Consider the following 22,157-nt stretch of genomic DNA (forward strand, 5'->3'; position numbering starts at 1 on the left):
CCCAAGATCGTTTCCCCGTCCGCAAACTTCCCCGTGAAGGAGAAGCTGTGTCTCTCCCCAATACTGAAACCGTGACAACCGAAGCCCAGACCACAGATGCCGCCGCCGGCGGCAAAACCGGCAAGGACGGCGTGCAACGGCGCACCAACGTCCGCTGGAAGCTCTTCCTGCTGCTGCTGGTACTCGTTGCCGTCAACTACATCGACCGCGGCTCCATCTCCGTGGCACTGCCCATCATCCAAAAGGAATTCAATATGGCCCCGGAGCTCGTGGGCCTCCTGCTCTCCGCGTTCTTCTGGACCTACGCCCTGATGCAGATCCCGGTGGGCCTGCTCATCGACAAGTTCGGCCCGCGCAAGGTCATGACAGCCTCCTGCGCCGGCTGGGGTGTGGCAACGGCGGCCTCGGGCATGGCCGGCGGCTTCCTGAGCATGTTCATCGCCCGGCTCGGGATCGGTGTCACCGAAGCCGGTGTCATGCCGGCCGGCGGCAAGCTGAACGCCATCTGGATGCACAAGTCGGAGCGCGGCCGCGGTGCCACCATCCTGGACGCCGGGGCTCCCCTCGGCGCCGGACTCGGCGGCATCCTCATCGCCGGCCTCATCGCAGCCACCGGCAGCTGGCGCAGTTCGTTTGTCATCGCCGGTGCCGCCACCGTGCTCATGGGACTCGCAGTCTGGTGGTACGTCCGCGACAATCCGCGCCAGCACCGCGCAGTCAACGCCGCCGAGGCCGACTACATCGAGGCTTCCCACGCCGCCGAAGACGCCGAAGCCGAACTCGACGGCAGCAAGGGCAAGCGCGCCCTGCTCCCCTACCTGAAGTTCCGTTCCTTCTGGGCCATGTGCTTCGGCTGGCTGGGCTTCAACGGCGTGTTCTACGGCCTGCTCACCTGGGGCCCGCTCTACCTCGCCCAGGCCAAGGGCTTCGACCTGAAGACCATCGGCTGGTCCACCTTCGTGATCTTCGGCGCCGGCTTCGTCGGGGAAATCCTGGGCGGCACCCTCGCGGACAAATGGCGGGCCGCCGGCGCCTCGGCCAACCGCGTCATGCGCACCCTCCTGGGAATCTCCTCGGTCGTGGTGATCGGTGGCCTGGTGGGCGTCACCGTGGTGGCGGACCCCACCACGGCTGTTGTCCTGCTCTCCGTGGTCATGTTCTTCCTCCGCTGGGTGGGCCTGTTCTGGAGCATCCCCTCCATCCTCGGCGGCCGGACCAACGCCGGCGTCCTGGGCGGCGCCATGAACTTCAGCGGCAACATCTCCGGCTTCGTCACGCCGATCGCCGTCGGCCTGATCGTCGGGGCCACCGGCTCCTACACGTGGGCGCTGCTGTACTTCGTGGGATCCGCCATCATCATGGGCGTGTCCGTCCTGACCCTGGACTACAACAAGCGGCTTCCCGTCTAGGCCAGCCGTTCAGGCCAGCCACCCAGGCCGGCCGCCCTAAGCTAGGCCTCAAGCACCATCTCCCGCCCGCCGGGAGCGCAATGTCACCGAAGAATCCGAATGGAGCACCATGCTTACCGCCGAAGAGACCCAGGACAAGGAACGCCCCCTCCGCGAGGCCGTCCGGGACACCCTCCGCACCCGGATATTTGAAGGACACTACGCTCCCGGCACCCGGCTAGTGGAACGCGACCTCGCCGCAGAATTCAACGTGTCGCGCCTCCCCGTCAGGGAAGCGCTGCGAATGCTCCGCATGGAAGGCCTCATCAGCGACCGCGGCGCACGCGGCGCCGAGGTCAGCACCCTCAGCCCCAAGGACGTGGAGGACCTCTTCGACGTCCGGCAGTCACTCGAGGTGCTGGCCTGCCGGCTCGCCGCCACCCGCGCCACCGCGGATGACCTGGCCCGCCTGGAAGGCCTGCTCGACGAGGCGGACCGCTGCCTCGCCAAGGGCGCCGTCATGGAGGCCCACCGTGCCAACAGCGAATTCCACGACGCCATCACCGCCATCGCCGACAACAACTTTCTCAAATCCGCGCTGGAACCCCTCCAGGGCCGTATGCACTGGCTGTTCCGCCACGTCAGCGACCTGCCGGAACTGATCCAGGAACACCGCGAGCTGTACGCCGCCATCGCCAGCGGCGATCCCGACCGCGCCGCCGCCCAGTCGGCGTCGCACATCGGCAAGTACCGCGAGCAGTTCCCGGACGACTTCCGGAAAACGGAACCAGCCCTGCACCGGAAGTAATCATGAAACTGCTCGTCATCAACCCCAACATCAGCGACGACGTCACGGCCCTCATCGAGTCGGAGGCCCTGCGCTCAGCCTCCCCGGGCACGGAACTGGTGGTCCGCACGGCCGGCCACGGCGTGGAATACATCGAAACCCGGTTCGAATCACTTATCGCGGCCGGCGCCGTCGCCGAGATCATGGCCGAATACACCGCGGAAGCCGCCGGCAGCCCCGCGGCCTCCGCAAAGATCGACGGCGTCGTGGTGGCGGCTTTCGGGGACCCCGGCATGCCGGCCCTGAAAGAGCTGGCCGACGTTCCCGTCATCGGCATCACCGAGGCGGCATTGTGCGCCGCGGCCCTGCAGGGGCACCGGTTCTCCATCATCGCCATCTCGGACCGGATCCGGCCGTGGTACCTCGACTGCGTCGAACGGTTCGGCCTCGGCGGCCGGCTGGCCTCCATCCGCTCCATCAATGAAAGCCTCAACGCCATCGGCTCCGTGCAGCAGGACTTCAAGGAAACGCTCCTGGCGCTCAGCCGGCAGGCCGTCACCGAGGACGGGGCCGACGTCGTGATCCTTGCCGGCGCCCCGCTGGCGGGACTGGCGCGCGAACTGCGCGGCCAGATTCCGGTCCCCGTGGTGGACGGCATCTCCGCCGGCATCCGCATGGCGGAGGCCGTGGTGGGCCTCCAGTCCGGGCCGCACCGTGCCGGCGCGTTCGCACCCCCGCCGGTCAAGGCCCGCACGGGCCTCTCGGAAAACCTCGACGCCGCCCTCGCGGCCGCCCAGGGCACGCAGACGGCCGCCGCGGCCCAGTCGCGCTAACCCCGCCCCCTAGCCACTTCGCACCAGTCCCACCGGCTATATCCCTTAGGAGGACACCGATGTCCAACACCCCAGACCTTGTCATTGCCAACGCCACGGTGGTCAACAGCTTCGGCCGCCAGAACTCCCACATCGTGATCCGCGACGGCCGCATCGAACAGCTCATCGACGCCGCTGAACCGGTCCCCGCGGCCGCGCGCACCGTGGACGCAACGGGCCGGCTGGTGATTCCCGGCGGCGTGGACGGCCACTGCCACGTCGCGCAGGTGACCGGACGCTTCCGCACCCTGGACGACTACCGCACCACCTCCACGGCAGCGCTGTGGGGCGGCACCACCACCATCATCGACTTCGGCATCCCGCGGGACGCCCAGGAGACACCGCTTGCGGCCGTCCTGCACAAGAAGGAGCTGGCGCAGGAGTCCCGCTGCGACGTCGCCCTGCACGGCGCCGTCGTCAGCTGGGACGAGACCGTGCCCTGGCAGCTGGAGCAGCTGGCCGCGGAGGGCGTGCGGTCGGTCAAGATGTACACCACCAACCGGGGCACCACCATGGCGGACGGGGACACCATCCTCAAGGTCATGCGCGAGATGGTCCGCCTGGACGGCCTCACCTACATCCACGCCGAACACGATCCCATCATCAGCGACTGCACGCAGCAGCACGCCGACGACGGCAGGATCGGAATCGAGCACCTGCACCGGACGCGCCCGGAGCTTGCCGAGGAAGTCTCGGTCAAGGAAACCCTGGCCATGGCCGAGTACACCAAGGCACCCGTGTACTTCGTCCACCAGTCCACTCCGGGGGCGGTTGACCTGGTCGCTGAGGCCCGGGCCCGCGGCCAGGAGGCCTACTCCGAGACCTGCCCGCATTACCTCACCCTGGACGACACAGTGTACGGCTCGGCATTTCCCGAGTGGTACGCCTGCTGCCCGCCCATGCGCAGCCCCGAGACCGTGGCCGCCCTCAAGGAGCGGCTGGCGGACGGCGCAATCCACACCGTCTCATCGGACCACTCCTGCTACGACCTGTCGCAGAAACGGGAGCGCTCGGATGACATCCGCGCCATGCCGCACGGCCTGCCGGGCGTGGAAACGCGGATGCCCGTCACGTTCACGGCCATGGCGTCCGCGGGCGGTTCCGTGGAGGACTTCGTGGAGGTGTTCTGCACCGGCCCGGCCCGCATCAACGCCCTTCCCGGCAAGGGGACCATCGCCGCCGGCTTCGACGCCGACCTCGTGGTTTTCGATCCCGCCGAACAGCGCACGGTCGACGGCGGTGCACTGCACATGGGCACCGATTTCTCGCCGTTCGACGGCCGGACGCTGACCGGCTGGCCCGCCGTCGTCGTCTCCGCCGGGCGGGTGGTGCTGGACGCTGACGGCTTCCACGACCCCGGCCCCGCGGGCCGCTTCGTGGCCCGGAACGGATTCCGGGAGCACCTCGCGGCCGCCCCGCTGCCGTCCAGCGCCACCCCCATCACTCCCGCAACCTTCGCAGCAAAGTAGGAGCAGCCATGCCATCCGCAACACCCAGGACCCGCATCGGCATGATCGTGCCGTCGTCCAACACCTGCCTGGAACCGCAGAGCTACCGCATCCTCGGCGACCGGGAGGATGTCACCATCCATTTCACCCGGATTCCGGTGACCCGGATCGCCCTGGACGACTCGTCGGACAGGCAGTTCGACCCCGCCGTCATGCGGGCGGCGGCCCAGCTGCTCGCGACGGCGGACGTGGACGTCATCGCCTGGAACGGCACCTCGGGATCATGGCTCGGGGCGGACCACGACCGCGAACTCGTCCGGGAAATCCGGGACGCCACCGGCATCCCGGCCACCACGTCCACGCTCGCGTACATGGAGGCGTTCAAGGCGTTCGGCACCGAGCGGATCGGGCTGTTCACCCCGTACACGGAGGACGTCAACCAGGCCATCATGGCGTCCTACGAGCGAGACGGCATCAAGACGGTCGCCCACACCTGCCTGGGCCTGAGCGACAACGAGTCCTTCGGCCGGGTCACCGACGACGAGATGCGCCCGGGCTCGCTCGAAGTGGCGGCGGCCGCACCGGATGCCCTGATCTACCTCTGCACCAACCTGTACGGCGCCAACATAGCCGCGGAGATCGAGGGAGGCACCGGCGTTCCGGTGCTGGACTCGGTGGCCGTGACCCTGTGGCATTGCCTGAAACTTGCCGGGTCCCCCTTGCTCGCACCGAGGTGGGGCAGGCTGCTCGCGGACTGATCCAGTCCGCTGCCCTTGCCACCCCCAGGCGAGGCCGCAGCCCGGGCAAGCAGACGGCGGCGGCCCGCCCACTGGGAGCCGGCCGCCGCCGTCGAACGTTTGCGTCGGGCTTTCCAGGCCCGCGGTCCCTACATCAGGAGCTTGAGCGCCCCGGGATCCACCCTGACGCTCATGTGCCTTCCGGACCCCACGTGGTCGCCGTCGAGCTGGAACTCCTGGTCGTGGTGAAGGGTCACCTCGGCCGACTTGCCCTGGAAGTACTCGGCGGATTCGGTCCTGTTCTTGCGGCGGCCGAAGATGCCCTTCACCACCCCGAGCCAGCCGAGCCGGCCGCGGGGCGCGAGGATGAGGACGTCCAGGACGCCGTCGTCCACCTTCGCCTCGGGAAATATTTCGATGCCGCCCATGATCTGCCCGCAGTTGCCGATCATCACGCTGCGGATCCTGCGCTTCACCGGGTCCCGGCCGTCAACCGTGATGGTGGCCCTCACCGGCTTGCCCGGCAGCTTGCGGATTCCTGCCTCCACGTACGCGAGCCAGCCCATGCGGTCCTTGAGGATGTCCACGGTGTCGGCCATGATCGCGGCGTCATAGCCCACGCCGGCCATGACCAGGAAGACGTTCTCGTCCTCGGACTCGTCAAACCTGCTCCTGACCACGTCCACGGTGCGTTCCGTGCCGTTCAGGACGTCGTACGCGGCGGAGACGGGGTCTGTGATCTCCACGCCCATGTTGCGGGCCAGCAGGTTGCCGGTCCCCAGCGGCACCAGGCCCAGCGGCGTGTCCGTTCCGGCGAGGACCTCCGCGACGCACCGCACGGTTCCGTCGCCGCCGGCGGCAATAACGACGTCGACCCCCGCCTCAAGCGCCTCGCGCGCCTGGCCGGTGCCTGGGTCCTCTTCCGTCGTTTCCAGCCACAGCGGCTCGGCCCAGCCCTGGGTATCACACAGCCTGACCAGCGACGCGCGGAGGCCGGAACCCGCGGCCTTGACAGGGTTGATGACCACAGCGGCCCGTTTCGGCGAGGAGGCGTTATTGGCTGGCATGGTGTCCTTCGACTGCAGAGGGGGCGGATAACCGGGGAATTCACATCGTAGCGGGGTTCGCCGGCTACCCGTAGGGGTCCGGCACCGGCCCGGCGGGGCCGGGCAGTTGCGGCCTCAAAGTGCCTTTACGGCCCCGAGCACCTTGGTCAAGGACTCCTTCGCGTCGCCGAACAGCAGCGTGGTCTGCGGCTCGTACATGAGTTCGTTCTCGATCCCGGCGAATCCGGGCCGGAGGGAGCGCTTGAGGAACACGACCTGCCGTGCGTCCGCCACCTCGAGGATGGGCATGCCGAAGATCGGCGAGCCGGCGGACGTCTTGGCCGCCGGGTTGACCACATCGTTGGCGCCCACCACGAGGGCGACGTCGGCGGTGCGGAATTCAGAGTTGATCTCGCTCATCTCCTTGAGCGATTCGTAGGGCACGTTGGCCTCGGCCAGCAGCACGTTCATGTGCCCCGGCATTCGACCCGCCACGGGATGGATGGCGAAGTCGACCCGGATGCCGCGGGCCTCGAGCGCCAGCGCCAGTTCGGCCGCGGTGTGCTGGCCCTGCGCTACGGCGAGGCCGTAGCCGGGCACGATGATCACCCGCTGCGCGTAGCCCAGGAGCACCGCCACGTCCTCCGCGCTGGACGAGCGCACGGGCCGGTCGCTCACGGCTGTGGATCCCGCCGTCGAATTTCCCCGGAACGCCCCGAACAGGATGCCCGCAACACTGCGGCCCATGGCCGCCGCCATGGCGCGGGTGAGGATGGTGCCCGAGGCTCCCACCAGCGTGCCCGCCACCACCAGGAGGACGTTGCCCAGCACCAGGCCGGAAGCCGCGACCGCCAGGCCGGTGAACGCGTTCAGCAGGGAGATGACGATCGGCACGTCCGCGCCGCCGACGGGCAGCACCAGCAGCACGCCAGCCAGAATTCCCAGCACCAGGAGCACCAGGGCCAGGGCGAGCGAACCGCCAAGAACGACGGCGGCGCCGGAGCCCACCGCCGCGAGCAGCACGGCGCCCATGAGCACGGGCAGCCCGGGGAACACCACGGGCCGGGTGGTCATCAGCTCCTGCAGCTTGGCGAAGGTGATGGCGGAGCCGGCGAAGGACACCGCGCCCACCAGGAGCGTGAAGACGACGGCGAGACGCAGCCAGCCGTCGTCGGCATGCGGCAGCTCGAGCAGCGCCACGAGCGCCGCGGCGCCGCCGCCCACGCCGTTGAAGAGGGCCACGAGCTGCGGCATCTGGGTCATCCTCACCCGCCGGGCCACGGGCGCGGCCACGCCGGACCCCACCGCCATGGCCCCGAGGATCCACGGGACGTTGTCCAGCCTGGCCGAGAAGAACACGGTCACCACGGCCAGGAGCGCGCCGAAGGCCCCGATCAGGTTGCCGCGGCGGGCCGTGCGGGGTGAGTTGAGGCCCTTGAGGGCCAGGATGAAGAAAACGGCGGCGGCGAGGTACAGCAGCGAGGTCAGAGTGGGATCGAGGAGGGTCACCGGACGCTCCCCTCTCCCTCAGGCGACTTGCTGCCTGACGCTTTGCCGTCAGGCGCTTTGCTGTCTGCCGGCCCGCCCCTGGACGATTTCCGCGGCGGTTTTTCCGCCGCGCCCCGGCGGCCCCGGAACATCTCCAGCATGCGGTCCGTCACCACGAAGCCGCCCACCAGGTTGGCGGTGGCGAGGACCACGGCGAGGAGCGCCACGGCGAGGACCCACGGGTGCGCGGCCTGGCCGGCCACGATGATGGCACCCACCAGGATGATGCCGTGGATGGCATTTGCGCCCGACATCAGCGGGGTGTGCAGCGTGCTGGAGACCTTGGAGACCACTTCGAAGCCGACGAAGACCGCCAGCACGGTGATGGTCAGGAGGCTGATGCCGTCCATCACGCCACCCCCTCGTTCTCGGACGCCTTCTCCCCGGAAAGCTCGCCCTCCGGAGGCTCCGACTCCCCGGTGAGCGCCGCGAGGGCCTCCGCGGTCGGCGCGTGCCGCACCACGCCGTCGTGCGTCAGGCACGCACCCGCCACGACGTCGTCGTCGAAGTCGGGAGCGACGGTGCCGTCGCGGGTCATCAGCGCGAGCAGGTTGGCCACGTTCTTGGCGTACAGGCGCGAGGCGTCGGCAGGCATGGCGGACGGGGCGTCCTTCAGCCCCACCAGCGTGACGGTGCCGTGGCCGTCGGCGGTGGGGATGTGGATGTCACGTCCCGGCATGGAGCCCTCCACGTTGCCGCCGGATTCCGCGGCGAGGTCGACGACGACCGATCCGGGGCGCATGCCCTGCACCGTGGCGCGGGTCACCAGGAGCGGGGCGCGCCTGCCCGGGACGGCCGCCGTCGTGATCAGCACGTCAGCGTCGGCGACGTGCGGCGCCAGGAGCTCCCGCTGCAGGGCGCCGCGGTCCGCGCTGAGTTCACGGGCGTAGCCGCCGGAGGCCTCCGCCGTCTCAAGATCCAGTTTGATGAACGTACCGCCCATCGAGGTGACCTCTTCGGCCGAGGAAGGCCGGATGTCGTTGGCCGAGACCCGGGCGCCGAGCCTTTTGGCGGTGCCGATGGCCTGCAGCCCGGCCACGCCGACGCCGAGCACCAGCACCCGCGCGGGCGGGACGGTTCCGGCGGCCGTCATGTAGAGGGGAAAGAAGCGCGGCAGCCGGATGGCGGCCTCGAGCACGCAGCGGTAACCGGCCACCAGCGCCTGCGAGGACAGCGCATCCATGGACTGTGCGCGGGAGATGCGCGGCACCAGCTCAAGGGCGAAGGACGTCACGCCGCCCTCGACGAACGCCTGGACGGCGGCCAGCTCGGTGGACGGCGAGGCCAGTCCGACCGTGACGGCGCCCCGTTTGAGGGAGCGGGCGGTTGCGGGCTCGATCGGGCGGACGTGGGCCAGGACGTCCAGTTCCGCCGGGTCAAGGTCCGGGACGATCCGGGCGCCGGCCTGCCGGTAGTCCTCGTCGCCGTGCCCGGCGGCGGACCCTGCCCTCGACTCGACCAGCACCTCCAAGCCCAGCCCGGCCAGCTGCTTCACGGTTTCCGGCGTCGCGGCCACCCGCCGCTCACCTTCCCGGCGCTCCCTCGGTATTCCTAGCCTCACCCGCCACTCCCCTTCCGGACGAATGCAGCTTCGCTGCTGCACATGGTTGGCTTGAGTCTATGACCCAGCGCGGCTGCGCGGCAGTAGGGCGGCTGCAACCGGCCGGCTACGATCCGCTGCGGTACCTCACGGTGCTGTTGCGGCCGTACCGTTTGGCCCGGTAGAGGGCCTGGTCGGCACGGTCCATCAGGTGCGCCTTTCCGGCGTCGGCCAGCTCGCAGACTCCGGCGGAGACGGTGACCGCGCCCACGACCGCGAACGGCGCGGCGGCGATCGACCGCCGGGCCCGCTCCGCCGCCTGGACGGCGTCCTCGCCGTCGGTCCCGGGGAGCATCCAGACGAATTCCTCACCGCCGAGGCGGGCGAGTACCTCACCCTTCCTGGATGTCTCCCGCAGCCTTGCGGCCACTTCGATGAGTACTTCGTCGCCCGCCGGATGGCCGAACGAATCGTTGACGTTCTTGAAACGGTCGATATCCAGGAGAACCAGGCTCAGCGGGGCCCCGCTGGTGTCGGCGGCCTCAAGCTCCCGCGCCAGGCGGGACTCGAAGGCGCGCCGGTTGAAGAGCCCGGTCAGGGCATCGGTGCTGGCCCTGTGTTCCAGCAGTTCCCACGCCTCGGTGTTTCCGATGGCGATTTCCACGAGTTCCGCGAACTCCGCCAGCCTGTCCAGCATCGAGCCGGACACGCCGTCCTTGGTGCGGGAGGTCAGCACGATGGCGCCCCACAGCTCCCCGTGCACCCGGATGGGGGCGGCTGCGCCGGTCCGGAAACCGCCGGCGAAAAGCTGCTCCCCGACCTGGCCTCCCTCGGGTGAGTACGCCACAATCGCGGGTTTGCCGGTGAACGCGACGGCGGCCGCGGCCGACCTGTCGCCCGGCTCAAATGTCTGGTTTCTGTCCACTTCCGCCGGCAGGCGCGGTGCCATGGCGATGATTCTGGCTGACCTGGAACCGGTGAAACGGACTACAGCCGCTGAGTCCACGGCGAACAGGCGCTGCAGGATCGCGGCAACCCTCGCGGAAATGTCCAGCGGGGCGGCGCTCCGTGCGACGGCGGTCGCGATCTCGTGCAGGGCTGCCCAGGTCTGTTCGCGCTGCAGCCGGTCGGTGATGTCCACCGCCACAACCATCCCGGCCGAGATCCCGTCTTCCGAGTCCACCGGCCTGGCGGTGAGGCGGAACGTCCGCTGCCCGATCTTCCGCTTCCACTGCACTTCCTCCCCCGCCAGCGCGGCGCGGTAGCGCGGCTCAAGCTCGGCGGCGAGTTCCGGGCTGAGCACCTCGTGGATGGTCCGGCCCTCCAGGTCGGCGGGCGTGTGGCCGAAGGCAGCGAGCTCCTGGCCCTCGGCAATGATGTACCGGAGATCTGCGTCGAAAAGCAGGACGAAGACGCTGGGAACGCCGCTTGCGAGTGCCCGGTAGCGTGAAACGTCGCGATGCTCCCGGCGTTCAGCGAGCACCCTGTCAGTGATGTCGGTGACCAGGACGAAGAAGCCCTGGTCGCTGCCATCCTTCACGTCCGGCATGTAGGAAATCTGGGCCTGGCGGGTTTGGCCGGACGCGTTGACAATCGTCTTGCCGAACAGCTGCGGCCTGCCCTCCAGGACGCCGGCGAGGTACGGCAGGTTCGCCCGGTAGGCGTCCTCGCCCACGACGTCGCGCATGTGGAGTCCGCGGACCTGCTCCGGCGTCCGCCCGACCCAGCCCACATAGGCGTCGTTGGCAAGCCTGTTCCGCAGCTCCCGGTCCCAGTAGCCCACCATGGCAGGAAGCCCGTTGAGGACCGCCGAAATATGCCGGTCCGTCGCGGCAACCGGGGCGGGCGGCTCGCCGTCGGTACGTTCTGATTGCCGGTTTTCCATTTGACCAATAGTCACAGCCGGGGCGCCGCCCTACAATCCCCCACACCGGAGGACGGCAGCCCGATCTGCTGCTCCCGCCTAGCGTCCCGTGGAAAAGTCCGAAGAAATCCGCTCCGCGGCGGCCACGATTTCCTTGCGCACCGAGTCCAGGTAGGCCCCGGGGTCCGGCCGGGCCGCCACGCTCTGCGCCTGCAGGGAGACGTTGACGGCGGCCACCACCTTCGGGCCGTGGTAAACCGGCGCCGCGACGGACATGAGCCCCAGTTCCAGCTCCTGGTCCAGGAGGCACCAGCCCTGGGCGCGGACGGTGTCCAGGACGGCCAGGAGCTCCTGGACCGTGCCGACCGCCCGCGGCGTGAGCGGCCTGATCTCCGCCGCGGCCAGATATTCCTTGAGCTTGGCGGGCGGAAGGGCGGCGAGCAGCACCCTGCCCATCGACGTCGCGTAGGCCGGGAACCGGGTGCCCACCGTGATGCCGACGTTCATGATCCGGCGCGTGGTCACGCGGGCAATGTAGGCGATGTCCGTGCCGTCCAGCACCGCGGCCGACGTCGATTCGCCGAGCTTGAGCGACAGCTCCTCAAGGTGCGGCTGGGCAAGCTGGGGCAGGGACAGGCCGGACAGGTAGGCGTACCCGAGCTGCAGCACCTGGGCGGTGAGCGCGAAGGTCTTGCCGTCCGTCCGCACGTAGCCGAGTTCGACGAGCGTGTGCAGGAAGCGGCGGGCCGTGGCGCGGGTCAGGTCGGTGCGCCCGGCCACCTCGGTCAGGGTCATGACGGCGTGGTCGGTGTCGAAGGCGCGGATTACGGCCAGCCCCCGCGCCAGCGACTGCACATACTGGTCACTCGCCGCGGGCGCGTCGGTTTTCGGCGGGCGGCCGGCCCTCGATGCGGTCCCTGCTGCTGCGTCGGTCATGGTTACCAATCCTATTCGCGCGAACGGACGCTTAAGCCCCCGCCCCGAAGCGCGAACTGGCAGCTAATGACCTCAGATCGGGGATTTGAGGGCATAGGCTGCCAGTTCGCGCCGGAGGGTGGTGGTTAGCGTTCGACCGCGGGGGCTGCTGTGAGGGGGACCGGCACCAGGGCCTGGAGCTCCTCGAGGGTGCAGCCGAACGTCTCGCGCACCTGGACGCCGTCCGGGCCGGTGAGGAACACTGCCTTGTCCGTGTACACGCGGGTTACGCAGCCCACCCCGGTGAGCGGGTAGGTGCAGGCGTCCACGATCTTGGAGGCGCCGTCCCGGGTCAGGAGCGTCATCATCACGAACACGTCCTTGGCGCCTGTGGCCAGGTCCATCGCCCCGCCCACGGCAGGAATGGCGTCCGGTGCTCCGGTGTGCCAGTTCGCGAGGTCACCGGTCGCGGAGACCTGGAAAGCGCCCAGAACGCAGATGTCCAGGTGCCCGCCGCGCATGATCGCGAACGAGTCGGCGTGGTGGAAGTAGGACGCGCCCGGGAGCTCGGTGACGGGGATCTTGCCGGCGTTGATGAGGTCGCCGTCGATCTGGTCCCCCTCGGCGACGGGGCCCATGCCCAGCATCCCGTTCTCGGTGTGGAGCGTGATGTCCTGCTCCGGCTCGAGGTAGTTGGACACCAGGGTGGGCTGGCCGATCCCGAGGTTCACGAACGAGCCGGGCTTGATGTCCCGTGCCACCAGCCGGGCGAGGTCGTCGCGGCCCAGGGGCGTCTCGCTGGTCTGAAGGGATGCTGTCTGGATGCTCATTTCAGGCCACCTGTTCTGTCTTGCCGGCGGCGGTGTTCACGCGGACAACGCTGTTGACGTAAATGCCGGGGGTCACGACGTTCTCCGGATCCAGGCCGCCGGTGGGGACGATCTCGGAGACCTGGACAATCGTGTGCCTGGCGGCGGCGGCCATGATCGGACCGAAGTTCCGGGCCGTCTTGCGGTACACCAGGTTGCCCTTGCCGTCGGCCTTGAGTGCCTTGATGAGGGCGACGTCGGCGTGGATGGGGGTCTCGAAGACCTGTCCGCGGCCGTCGATGATCCGGGTTTCCTTGCCCTCGGCCAGCATGGTGCCGTAGCCGGTGGGGGTGAAGAAGCCGCCGATTCCGGCGCCTGCGGCCCTGATGCGCTCGGCCAGGTTGCCCTGCGGCACGAGCTCCAGCTCGATTTCGCCGGCCTTGTACTTGGCGTCGAAGTGCCATGAATCGGACTGCCGCGGGAAGGAGCAGATCATCTTGCGGACGCGCCCTTCCTTGATCAGCAGCGCCAGGCCCTGGTCGCCCTGGCCGGCATTGTTGTTCACCACGGTCAGATCCGTGGCGCCGCAGTCGAGCAGCGCGTCGATCAGCTCGAACGGCTGCCCGGCGTTGCCGAACCCGCCGATCATCACGGTGGAACCGTCCCTGATGCCCGCGACGGCCTCGCCCACGGTGTCAATGAAAGTCAGCATGGTCAGCCCTTAACTCCCGAAGTTACGTTTTCCAGCACCACGGCCAGGCCCTGGCCCACGCCGATGCAGATCGCCGCGACGCCCCAGCGCTCACCGGAGGCCTGCAGGCTGCGGGCGAGCGTGCCGAGGATGCGGGTTCCGGAGGCGCCCAGCGGGTGGCCCATGGCGATCGCGCCGCCGTGCCGGTTCACGATGGAGTGGTCGATGCCCCAGGCGTTGATGCACGCCAGGGACTGCGCGGCGAACGCCTCGTTAAGTTCGACGGCGCCCACCTGGTCCCAGCCGATGCCCGCCTTCGCGAGGGCCTTGTTCGCGGCTTCCACCGGGGCGTACCCGAAGTACTGCGGGTCGTTGCCGTGGGCTCCGCGGCCCGCGATCCGGGCCAGCGGTTCCAGCCCGAGCAGCCCGGCGGCACTCTCGGCACCGATCCAGGCCGCGGAGGCGCCGTCGGACAGCGGGGACGCATTGCCCGCGGTGACGGTGCCGTTCTCGGTGCGGAACACGGTCTTGAGCCCGGCGAGCTTCTCGGCCGAGGACCCGGCGCGGATGCCTTCGTCCCGGACCAGGTCCGTGCCGGGTACCGGGGCCACGAGGTTGTCGTAGAAGCCCTCGTCCCACGCCGCCGCGGACAGGTTGTGGGAATTGGCCGCGAACTCGTCCTGCGCCTGCCGGGTCACGCCGTACTTTTCGCGCAGACGTTCCGTGGCCTCACCCAGGGAGATGGTCCACTCCTTGGGCATGGCCTTGTTCACCAGGCGCCAGCCCAGCGTGGTGGACGCCAGGGTCATGTCGCCGGCCGGGTAGGGCTTCTCCGTCTTGGGCAGCACCCACGGGGCACGGCTCATGGATTCGGCGCCGCCCACCAGCATCAGCTCGGCGTCGCCGGCGTTGATCTGGCGGGAGGCGATGATCGCGGCATCCAGGGAGGAGCCGCAGAGCCGGTTGACCGTGGTGCCGGGGATCGAAACCGGCAAACCCGCCAGCAGCGTGCCCATCCGGGCGATGTTGCGGTTCTCCTCGCCGGCGCCGTTCGCGTTGCCGAACACCACCTCGTCGATCCGCTCGACGTCGAGCTTCGGAGCGCGCTTCACGGCCTCGCCGATCACGTGCGCGGCAAGGTCATCCGGGCGGACCCCGGCGAGGCCGGAGCCGAACTTACCGAACGGCGTGCGAACGGCGTCGTACACAAAAGCCTGGTTCATTACTGTTCCTCTAATTCCGTCTGTGGGTCCCAACTAGGTCGCAGGTCGCGTCGTTATGACGGCTCACAACGACACCTGCTGCTACCTAGTTGGGCGGGGTGGCTGCGTCAAGCGCTGTGTTGTCCATTTCATGGAAGACCTGCTGGGCGGTCTTGAAGGCGGTGTTGGCGGAGGGTACTCCGCAGTAAATGGCGGTCTGCAGCAGGATTTCTTTGATTTCGTCCCTGCTGAGGCCGTTGGTGATGGCGGCGCGGATGTGCATGGCCAGTTCTTCCCAGTGCCCGTGCGCCACCATGGCGGTGATGGTGACGGCGGAGCGCATCTGCCGCGGAAGGCCGGGCCGGGTCCAGATGCCGCCCCACGCGATGCGGGTGATCATGTCCTGGAAGTCCTCGGTGAAGGCGTCCTTCTTGGCGTTGGCCCGGTCCACGTGCGCGTCGCCGAGCACTTCGCGCCGGACCACCATGCCGCCGTCGTAAATTTCCTGGCTGGTGGCGTCCGGCTGGACCACGCCGTGCCGCTCCGTGCCGGTCACTTGGCTGCTCCGCGGGATTCGCTCCAGCTGATGAGGGTCCGCATCAGTTCGGCGACGTGGGCGGGCGCCTCGGCGGGTGCCAGGTGCGCCACGCCTCCGAGCGTGACCGCCGACGCCGTGCCGCCGCCGGCGGTGATGCCGTCGGCGATTTCCTGGGCCGACGACGGCGGCGCAACAGAGTCCTCCGCGCCGGCCACCGCCTGGGTGGGGACAGTGATGCTGCCGAGCTCTTCCCGCACGTCGAAGCCGGCCAGGGCGCCGCAGCAGAAGGCGTAGCTGAACCGGTCTGTGTCGCGGAGCGAGTGCAGCAGGCGGCTGCTCAGCTCGGGTTCGCGGTCCATGAAGCCGGGTGCGAACCAGCGCCCCGCCGAGCCCTGGATCATCACCGGCGTGCCCTGGGTGCGGACGGTTTCCGCGCGTTCCTGCCAGGCTTCGGGCGTGCCCAGCTTGGCCCCGGAGCACTGCACGGAGAGGCTCTTCAACCGGTAGCCGTGCTTGATGCCGAGCTGCAGGCCCGTTGCCCCGCCCAGCGACACGCCGGCGTAGTGGAACCGCTCGCCGGGGGCGATCGAGTCGACAAGTTCGACGACGGCGTCCGCGAGTTCCGCGACGCTGAACGGTTCCGTGGCGGCCGGAGAGACGCCGTGGCCGGGCAGGTCCCAGGCGACAACGTCACAGTCGTTGGCCAGGAGGGAACCGGCCTGCGCCCAGAGCACCGAGGAGGTGCCGAGCGAGGGTCCCACGATGAGGAGGGGTTTGTCCCCCTGGGTGCGCTGGGGAGAAAGCAGCACTGCCTTCAGTGTTGGTCTAGCCACGGGAGTCTCCGTTTCCGTCTTTTTCGGTTGGGGTAGGCGCAAAGTCCGGGAAGGCGGCCAGGATCCGCCGCGAGATCCCGGCGGCCTGGCCGAGGTAGCTGGCCGGATCCAGCAGCTCGTCAAGGCTGCGGTCCGAGAGCAGGTCCGCCGGGACGGCCTCCCGGAGCAGCCGCCGGTAGGTTTCCGCCTGTTCGGCGGCGGGCGCCTGCAGGGTCCGGTCCACCACGGCCTGCAGCTGCTGCTTGCCGTCATCCCCGGCTCCGTTAATACCCAGCAGCGGCGCTACGGCCGCGGACACGCCCTCGCTGAGGAGCAGCGGCCCGGAGAGGTCCAGGTTGCGGCGCATCCCGGCCGGGAAAACCTGCAGCCCTTCGGCCAGTTCGCGGACGTGCCCGGCCGCGCCGAGGGCAAGGCCGAGCAGCTGGCGCAGGGCCGGCCACTCGGTGTGCCAGGCGCCGTCCGGGCGCTCGTCGTTGAAGTTGGCGGCGGCAAGGTGCAGCTGCGCCGCCAGGGCCGGGGCCTGGAGTGCAGCGCTGCGGACCAGCACCGACAGGACCGGGTTCTGCTTCTGCGGCATGGCCGAGGAAACGCCGCGGCCCGGCGCCCGGGGTTCGGCCAGCTCGGCCACCTCGGGCCGGCTCAGGAACAGGACGTCCCCGGCGATCTTGCCGAGCGCGTCCACCACCGCGGCGAGGGCATCTCCCAGCGAGGTGACGGCGAGCCGGTTGGTGTGCCACGGGGCCGGTGTGGAAGCGAGTCCCAGCTGCGCGGCGAGGGCATCGGACAGCCCAAAGGGATCCGACGCGGACCCGGCGGTGAGGACCGTGCCGGCGGCCAGCGTTCCGGCCGCGCCGCCGGTCTGGACCGGAAGCTCCAGCGCCTCGAGCCGGCGCGCGGCGGCGGCCAGGCCGTGGAACCACTGCGCGGCCTTGAGCCCGAACGTGAACGGCAGCGAATGCTGCGTCAGGCTCCGGCCCACGCACAGCGTGGCCGCATGCTGCTCCGCCAGCCGGGCGAGCGCCGTCGTCGTGCCCCTGACATCGGCCAGCAGGGCAGAGACGGTGTTCCGGGCCAGCAGCATGAGGGCCGTGTCCAGCACGTCCTGGCTGGTCAGCGAGGTGTGCACGGCGCGGCCGGCGCCGATTTTGCCGGTGTCCAGGGCCTTGACCTGGGCCCGGAGGTCGGCCAGCAGCGGGATGACCGGGTTGCCGCCGCCCTGCGCCCGCAGCGCGATGCCGGCAACGTCGTAGCGCGACGCGTCGGCCGCGTGGGCCACCACCGCCGCGGAACCGGCCGGCGCCAGGCCGGCCCGGTCCAGCACGGCAGCCCAGCCGGCCTCGACGGCGAGGATTGCCGCCAGCACCGCCCGGTCCCCGGTCAGCGCCGCCACCAGGGGCGACGCCGAGACGGGACTGAGCAGCGCGACGTCGCCGTCGCGGCCCGCTGACTGGGAGTCGGTCACTGTGCGGCACCCTCGGTTCCGGTTCCCTCGAAATCGAGGAAGACGGTTTCGTCCTCGCCCTGCAGGCGGATGTCCCACGTGAGGCCGCCGTCGGCGTCGCGGCGGGCGATCAGCGTCTTGCGGCGCTCCGGGTCCAGCGAGGACAGCAGCGGATCCTTGGCCAGTGCGTCCGTGTTCTCGGGCAGGTAGACCCGTGTGAAGAGGCGGTTCATCAGGCCGCGGGCAAAGACGGCCACAGAGATGAACGCCGCGGCGCCGGGCTCGGTGGGTCCGGGGTTCACCGTGGTGAACGTGTACACGCCGGTGTTGCCTACGGCGCTGCGGCCGAAGCCGGTGAAGGTGTAGCCGTCGCGGACCAGCGAACCGGTCCGGCGGACGATGTTGCCTTCGGCGTCCGGGTGCCAGATTTCCAGGATGGCGTCGGGAATCGGGTGCCCGGCGCCGTCGTACACGGTGCCCTGGAGGCGGATGGAGCCGGGCGAGCCGGGGGCCAGGAGTTCCCGGTCCTTCTCGTAAGGCAGTGCGTAGCCGTAGAAGGGGCCCACGGTCTGGCCGGGTGTTGCGGTGAGTTTACTCATGGTCATCGCCTTCTGCGCCCAGCGCCTCGTTTTCGGTCCAGGTCCGCTTGGAGCCTGTCAGGACGATGTCCCAGTTGTAGCCCAGGGCCCATTCGGGCTCCGTGAGGTCGTGGTCGTAGGCGGCCACGAGGCGGTCGCGGGCGTCCTGGTCCACGATCGACTGGTAGATCGGGTCGAGCGGAAAGAGCTGGTCCCCCGGGAAGTACATCTGGGTGACGATCCGCTGGGTGAACTCCGTGCCGAACAGGGAGAAGTGGATGTGCGCCGGGCGCCAGGCGTTGAGGTGGTTCTTCCACGGGTACGCGCCGGGCTTGATGGTGGTGAAGCGGTAGGAGCCGTCCGGCCCGGTGATGCAGCGGCCCACGCCGGTGAAGTTGGGGTCCAGCGGGGCGGGGTGCTGGTCGCGCTTGTGGATGTAGCGGCCGGACGAGTTGGCCTGCCAGATTTCCACGAGCTGGCCCGCCACGGGGCGGCCGTCGCCGTCGAGCACGCGGCCGGCCACGATGATGCGTTCGCCCTGCGGTTCGCCGTTGTGCTGGATGGTGAGGTCCGACTCGAGGGCGTGGACGTCCTGGTGCCCGAAGGCCGGGGAGTGCAGCTCGATGGTTTCCGGGTCCGCGTGGTGCAGGCTCTTGGTGGGGTGGCGCAGGATGCTGCTGCGGTACGGGGCGAAGTCCAGGCGCGGCTGGGTCTCCTTCGGCGCGCCGTCCTTCAGGGCCCGGGCGTAGGCCTCTCCGAGCGCCTTGATCTCCGCGCTGAGATCCTGCTGCGTTTCCACGCGGGGCGTCTCTGCCGGGACGGCCTGCGGTGCGGTCCCGGATGCGGCAGGTACTGCGTCAGACAGGTCCTCGGTGAGCGCGTCGGCGTTGTACGTCGCTAGATTCACGTCATCAGGCACAGCAGCCTCCTTTCAATCGGTGGTGGTGTTGGTTCGTCGGTTACTTGGTGAGTTGATGCAGGTGGTCGTACTGGACGGCGTGCCGGACCGGGGCGTTGGGCGCCCCGTAGCCGTCGTAGCTGCCGCGGCGCTCCACCATTTCGAAGAAGACGCTGCCCACGGTGGCGGTGTAGAAGTGCAGGAACTCGCCGTCGGCGTCGCGGTCATAGAGCAGGTTGAGGTCCTGGAGCGTGGCCAGGAATTCCGGGTCGAGCCCGAACCGGGCATCCAGGTCCTCGTAGTAGTTCGCCGGGATCTGCAGGAAGGCCAGGCCCCTGTCCCGTGCGGCCCGGGCGGTGGCCACGAGGTCATCCACCGCGAACGCGATGTGCTCCTGGTAGGTCTTGTGCCGGGTTCCGTCCTGCTGGTGGAGCGGCGCCAGGTTCAGCACCAGGCGCACGGCCCGGTCCGAGGTCTGCATGACCTGGGAGCGGACCAGTCCGCTGGGGCTGGCCACCTCGGCGTAGGGCTGCGGCTCCAGGGCCAGGGCGCTCGTGTAGAAGAGGACGGCCTCGTCGAAGTGCTGCCACGGCTGGGCCAGGTTGACGTGGTCGATCACGGCGCCGCGGGCACCGGAGGGTGCTCCGGTGAACTCGCCGAACCCGCGGCCCTCCCCGAATTCGGTGATCCAGGCGGCGGTGCCGTCCGGGCTGCCCTGGCACAGGAAGATCTCGGTGGAGTCCGGGGCGGCGAAGCCCTGGAACACTTCCTCGTTGGCCTGGCTCTTGCGCGGAACAGCGGGTGCCTTGAGCTGCTGGGCGCGGGCCGAGGCAATCACGGGGGAATCGACGTCAAAGCCGATGGCAGCAATACCGGCGGCGGTGGCCGGAGAAAGCGAGCCGGCGGAGTCCCCGGCGGCGGGGGCCTGTTCGTTGATGATGACCCGGGCGTGACCCATGGTCCACAGCTGCACCTCCTTGGTCCGGTGCCGGCCGTTGAATTCGAAGCCGAGCTGCCCCAGGACGGTTTCGAGCGCGGCGGTGTCGGCGGCCCGGACCTCGGCGAAGTTGAATCCGGCCGGCTCGGCGACCTGCGGGAGCGTGGCCAGTTCCATGGGATAACGACGGCGGCCGGCGGCTTTGGCGCCTGCCCCGCCGGTCCCGGTGGTCCCGTTAGCGGCGTTCGCCTCGAGCCACTTGGCGCTCTGCTCCTCCAGCCAGATCAGCGAGCGCATGGCGTCAACGGCGGTGCGGTCGACGTCGGACTGGCGGAAGACGTCGTTGAAGACCTCCAGGGACACGGGTCCCGTGTAGCCGGCGCGGACCACGTGGCCCATGAACTTGGCCAGCTCGAACTGCCCCTCGCCGGGGAAGACGCGGTAGTGCCGGCTCCAGGAGAGCACGTCCATGGAGAGCTTGGGGGCGTCGGCCACCTGGACGAAGAAGATCTTGTCCGGGTTGAAGTCCTCGATGGGCGCGGTGTCCCAGTCGCGGGACAGGATGTGGAAGGAGTCCAGGCAGCTGCCGAGGTTGGGGTGGTCCACCATTTCCACGAGCCGGTGGGCGTGCTCGTAGTCGTTGACGTATTTGCCCCAGGCGAGCGCCTCGTAGGCCACCTTCACGCCGTGGTCCCCGGCCAGTTCTGCCAGCGCGGCAAGCTGCTTGGCCCGGAGGCCGTCGTCGTCGATCGTGGCGGTGGCGACGTTGGAGCAGACCAGGATGGTGTCCATGCCGAGGCGGGACATGAGCCGGAACTTGGCGTCGGCGCGGCGGAGGTTCGCGGCGAGCAGGTCCTCGGTGACGCCGTCGAAATCGCGGAACGGCTGGTAGAGGTCCAGGGTGAGGCCCAGGTCGGCGGCCATTTTCCGGAGGTCCTCCGGCCTCAGCGGGGAGGTGACCAGGTCCTGCTCGAAGATTTCGATGCCGTCGAAGCCCGCGATGGCGCAGGCCTGCATTTTTTCCGTCAGCGTGCCGGAGAGGCACACGGTGGCGATCCCGGTGCGCATCAGACGGTCACCTCTTCGGCGGCGATGAGCTCCAGGAAGTGGGCACGCATGCGGTCGGCGTCGGCCTCGAGGCCGGTGAAGATGCGGAAGGCGTCGGCGGCCTGTCCCACGGCCATGCGGCCGCCGTCGAGAACGGCGCAGCCCCTGGCCCGGGCCTCGCGGACGAGCTCGGTGTCGATGGGGCGGTAGACGATGTCCGCCACCCAGTGGCGCGGTTCCACCAGCGCGACGTCCAGCGGAAGGCCGGGGTGGGCCGCCATGCCCACGGGGGTGCAGTGCACCAGGCCGTCGGCCAAAGGCATGAGCTGCGGCAGCTCCGCCGTCGAACGTCCGGTGATGGTGCGGTCGGGGAAGAAGCTGGAGAGTTCGGCGGCGCGCTCGGCGCTCCGTGCCGGGTCCATGTCCACAAGGTCCAGCGTCTGCACGCCGGCGGTGAGCAGGGCGTAGGCGACGGCGGAACCGGCACCGCCCGCCCCCAGCTGCACCACGCGGCCCAGCTTCGCGTCCGGAAGGCCCGAGGCGAGGGCGGCGGCAAAGCCGGAGAAGTCGGTGTTGTGTCCGATGAAGCGGCCGTCCCGGATGACCACGGTGTTCACGGCGCCCAGCCTGGCGGCGTCGGGGGTGATCTCGTCCAGGTGGTCCAGGACCAACTGCTTGCAGGGGTGGGTGACGTTCAGTCCGTTGAAGCCCATCCGGTAGGCGCTCTGCAGCAGGTCCCCGATGGTCGAGTCCGGGAGTCCCAGCTCGTGCAGGTCGATGGGGCGGTACAGGTAGCGGAGGCCCTGGACGTCGCCTTCGCGTTCATGCATGTGGGGAGTGAGTGACGGCATCACGCCATCGCCAACCAGTCCCACGAGGTAGGACTCAGTTCGATTGCTCATGCGTGCGGGCTCCTTTGACGACGGCACTCGGCTGGCTGGGCGCCCGTGGCGTCGGCCGCTGGCCGGGTGATAGGGATTACAGTACAGCAAAAGTTCATATGTTGCACTCTTGTTCTAGATACGAACAAATCTGGAA

General features: G+C 69.4%; 20 protein-coding genes and 1 pseudogene. 5 read left to right on the forward strand and 16 right to left on the reverse strand.

Going from position 1 to position 22,157, the window contains the following annotated elements:
- Nucleotides 1–131 precede the first annotated feature (131 nt).
- The 5 genes from ABFP37_RS07525 (at nt 132) to ABFP37_RS07545 (ending at nt 5,253) form a co-directional block, all read left to right on the forward strand.
- Nucleotides 132–1,409, forward strand: a complete 1,278-nt coding sequence (locus ABFP37_RS07525; protein ID WP_347033224.1) for an MFS transporter — start codon at nt 132–134, stop codon at nt 1,407–1,409.
- A gap of 109 nt (nt 1,410–1,518) precedes the next feature.
- Complete coding sequence (locus ABFP37_RS07530; RefSeq protein ID WP_347033148.1) at nt 1,519–2,196, forward strand: GntR family transcriptional regulator; 678 nt, start codon at nt 1,519–1,521, stop codon at nt 2,194–2,196.
- A gap of 2 nt (nt 2,197–2,198) precedes the next feature.
- Nucleotides 2,199–3,008 carry an aspartate/glutamate racemase family protein gene (locus ABFP37_RS07535; RefSeq protein ID WP_347033149.1) on the forward strand — a complete coding sequence of 270 codons (810 nt, stop codon included), beginning with the start codon at nt 2,199–2,201 and terminating at the stop codon, nt 3,006–3,008.
- A gap of 59 nt (nt 3,009–3,067) precedes the next feature.
- On the forward strand, nt 3,068–4,516 hold the full coding sequence (locus ABFP37_RS07540; protein ID WP_347033150.1) for an amidohydrolase family protein: 1,449 nt from the start codon (nt 3,068–3,070) through the stop codon (nt 4,514–4,516).
- Between the two features lie 8 nt (nt 4,517–4,524).
- A complete protein-coding gene (locus ABFP37_RS07545) occupies nt 4,525–5,253 on the forward strand; it encodes an aspartate/glutamate racemase family protein (protein ID WP_347033151.1) in 729 nt (242 codons plus the stop codon).
- 128 nt (nt 5,254–5,381) lie between these two features.
- Here ABFP37_RS07545 and ABFP37_RS07550 read toward each other — a convergent pair whose 3' ends face one another.
- The 16 genes and pseudogenes from ABFP37_RS07550 to ABFP37_RS07625 all read right to left on the reverse strand — a co-directional run bounded on the left by ABFP37_RS07550 (nt 5,382) and on the right by ABFP37_RS07625 (nt 22,021).
- Complete coding sequence (locus tag ABFP37_RS07550) at nt 5,382–6,299, reverse strand: diacylglycerol kinase family protein (RefSeq protein ID WP_347033152.1); 918 nt, start codon at nt 6,297–6,299, stop codon at nt 5,382–5,384.
- 114 nt (nt 6,300–6,413) lie between these two features.
- On the reverse strand, nt 6,414–7,787 hold the full coding sequence (locus ABFP37_RS07555; protein ID WP_078028349.1) for an NAD(P)(+) transhydrogenase (Re/Si-specific) subunit beta: 1,374 nt from the start codon (nt 7,785–7,787) through the stop codon (nt 6,414–6,416).
- Nucleotides 7,788–7,903: 116 nt separating this feature from the next.
- Nucleotides 7,904–8,176, reverse strand: a pseudogene (locus ABFP37_RS07560) (NAD(P) transhydrogenase subunit alpha); the annotation flags it as partial.
- Nucleotides 8,176–9,429 (reverse strand): Re/Si-specific NAD(P)(+) transhydrogenase subunit alpha, encoded by a 1,254-nt coding sequence (locus tag ABFP37_RS07565; RefSeq protein ID WP_347033153.1) that lies wholly within the window; start codon nt 9,427–9,429, stop codon nt 8,176–8,178. The pseudogene ABFP37_RS07560 and the gene ABFP37_RS07565, both read right to left, overlap by 1 nt.
- A 64-nt stretch (nt 9,430–9,493) precedes the next feature.
- Entirely contained in the window at nt 9,494–11,251 is a 1,758-nt protein-coding gene (locus ABFP37_RS07570; RefSeq protein ID WP_347033154.1) for a diguanylate cyclase, read from the reverse strand.
- Nucleotides 11,252–11,329: 78 nt separating this feature from the next.
- On the reverse strand, nt 11,330–12,166 hold the full coding sequence (locus tag ABFP37_RS07575; RefSeq protein ID WP_347033155.1) for an IclR family transcriptional regulator C-terminal domain-containing protein: 837 nt from the start codon (nt 12,164–12,166) through the stop codon (nt 11,330–11,332).
- A gap of 125 nt (nt 12,167–12,291) precedes the next feature.
- Entirely contained in the window at nt 12,292–12,975 is a 684-nt protein-coding gene (locus tag ABFP37_RS07580) for a 3-oxoacid CoA-transferase subunit B (protein ID WP_078028354.1), read from the reverse strand.
- A 1-nt stretch (nt 12,976) separates the two neighbouring features.
- Nucleotides 12,977–13,666: a 3-oxoacid CoA-transferase subunit A gene (locus ABFP37_RS07585; protein WP_347033156.1), complete on the reverse strand. Its 690-nt coding sequence runs from the start codon at nt 13,664–13,666 to the stop codon at nt 12,977–12,979.
- Nucleotides 13,667–13,668: 2 nt separating this feature from the next.
- Nucleotides 13,669–14,868 (reverse strand): thiolase family protein, encoded by a 1,200-nt coding sequence (locus ABFP37_RS07590; protein ID WP_347033157.1) that lies wholly within the window; start codon nt 14,866–14,868, stop codon nt 13,669–13,671.
- A gap of 85 nt (nt 14,869–14,953) precedes the next feature.
- The gene (gene pcaC / locus ABFP37_RS07595; protein ID WP_347033158.1) at nt 14,954–15,403 is read right to left on the reverse strand and encodes a 4-carboxymuconolactone decarboxylase; all 450 of its coding nucleotides are present in this window, start codon (nt 15,401–15,403) and stop codon (nt 14,954–14,956) included.
- The gene (locus ABFP37_RS07600; protein ID WP_347033159.1) at nt 15,400–16,218 is read right to left on the reverse strand and encodes an alpha/beta fold hydrolase; all 819 of its coding nucleotides are present in this window, start codon (nt 16,216–16,218) and stop codon (nt 15,400–15,402) included. The genes pcaC and ABFP37_RS07600 overlap by 4 nt, the downstream gene beginning before the upstream one ends.
- Nucleotides 16,211–17,680, reverse strand: coding sequence for a lyase family protein (locus ABFP37_RS07605; protein ID WP_078028358.1), 1,470 nt, complete (start codon nt 17,678–17,680; stop codon nt 16,211–16,213). The genes ABFP37_RS07600 and ABFP37_RS07605 overlap by 8 nt, the downstream gene beginning before the upstream one ends.
- Entirely contained in the window at nt 17,677–18,258 is a 582-nt protein-coding gene (pcaG, locus tag ABFP37_RS07610; protein ID WP_347033160.1) for a protocatechuate 3,4-dioxygenase subunit alpha, read from the reverse strand. The genes ABFP37_RS07605 and pcaG overlap by 4 nt, the downstream gene beginning before the upstream one ends.
- Nucleotides 18,251–18,973 (reverse strand): protocatechuate 3,4-dioxygenase subunit beta, encoded by a 723-nt coding sequence (gene pcaH / locus ABFP37_RS07615; RefSeq protein ID WP_347033225.1) that lies wholly within the window; start codon nt 18,971–18,973, stop codon nt 18,251–18,253. Before pcaH ends, pcaG begins: the two co-directional genes overlap by 8 nt.
- A gap of 223 nt (nt 18,974–19,196) precedes the next feature.
- The gene (locus ABFP37_RS07620) at nt 19,197–21,140 is read right to left on the reverse strand and encodes a TIM barrel protein (protein WP_347033161.1); all 1,944 of its coding nucleotides are present in this window, start codon (nt 21,138–21,140) and stop codon (nt 19,197–19,199) included.
- Complete coding sequence (locus ABFP37_RS07625) at nt 21,140–22,021, reverse strand: shikimate dehydrogenase (RefSeq protein ID WP_347033162.1); 882 nt, start codon at nt 22,019–22,021, stop codon at nt 21,140–21,142. Before ABFP37_RS07625 ends, ABFP37_RS07620 begins: the two co-directional genes overlap by 1 nt.
- Nucleotides 22,022–22,157: the final 136 nt, after the last annotated feature.

Source organism: Burkholderia sp. RS01 (assembly GCF_039748055.1).
Classification (GTDB): Bacteria; Actinomycetota; Actinomycetes; order Actinomycetales; family Micrococcaceae; genus Arthrobacter.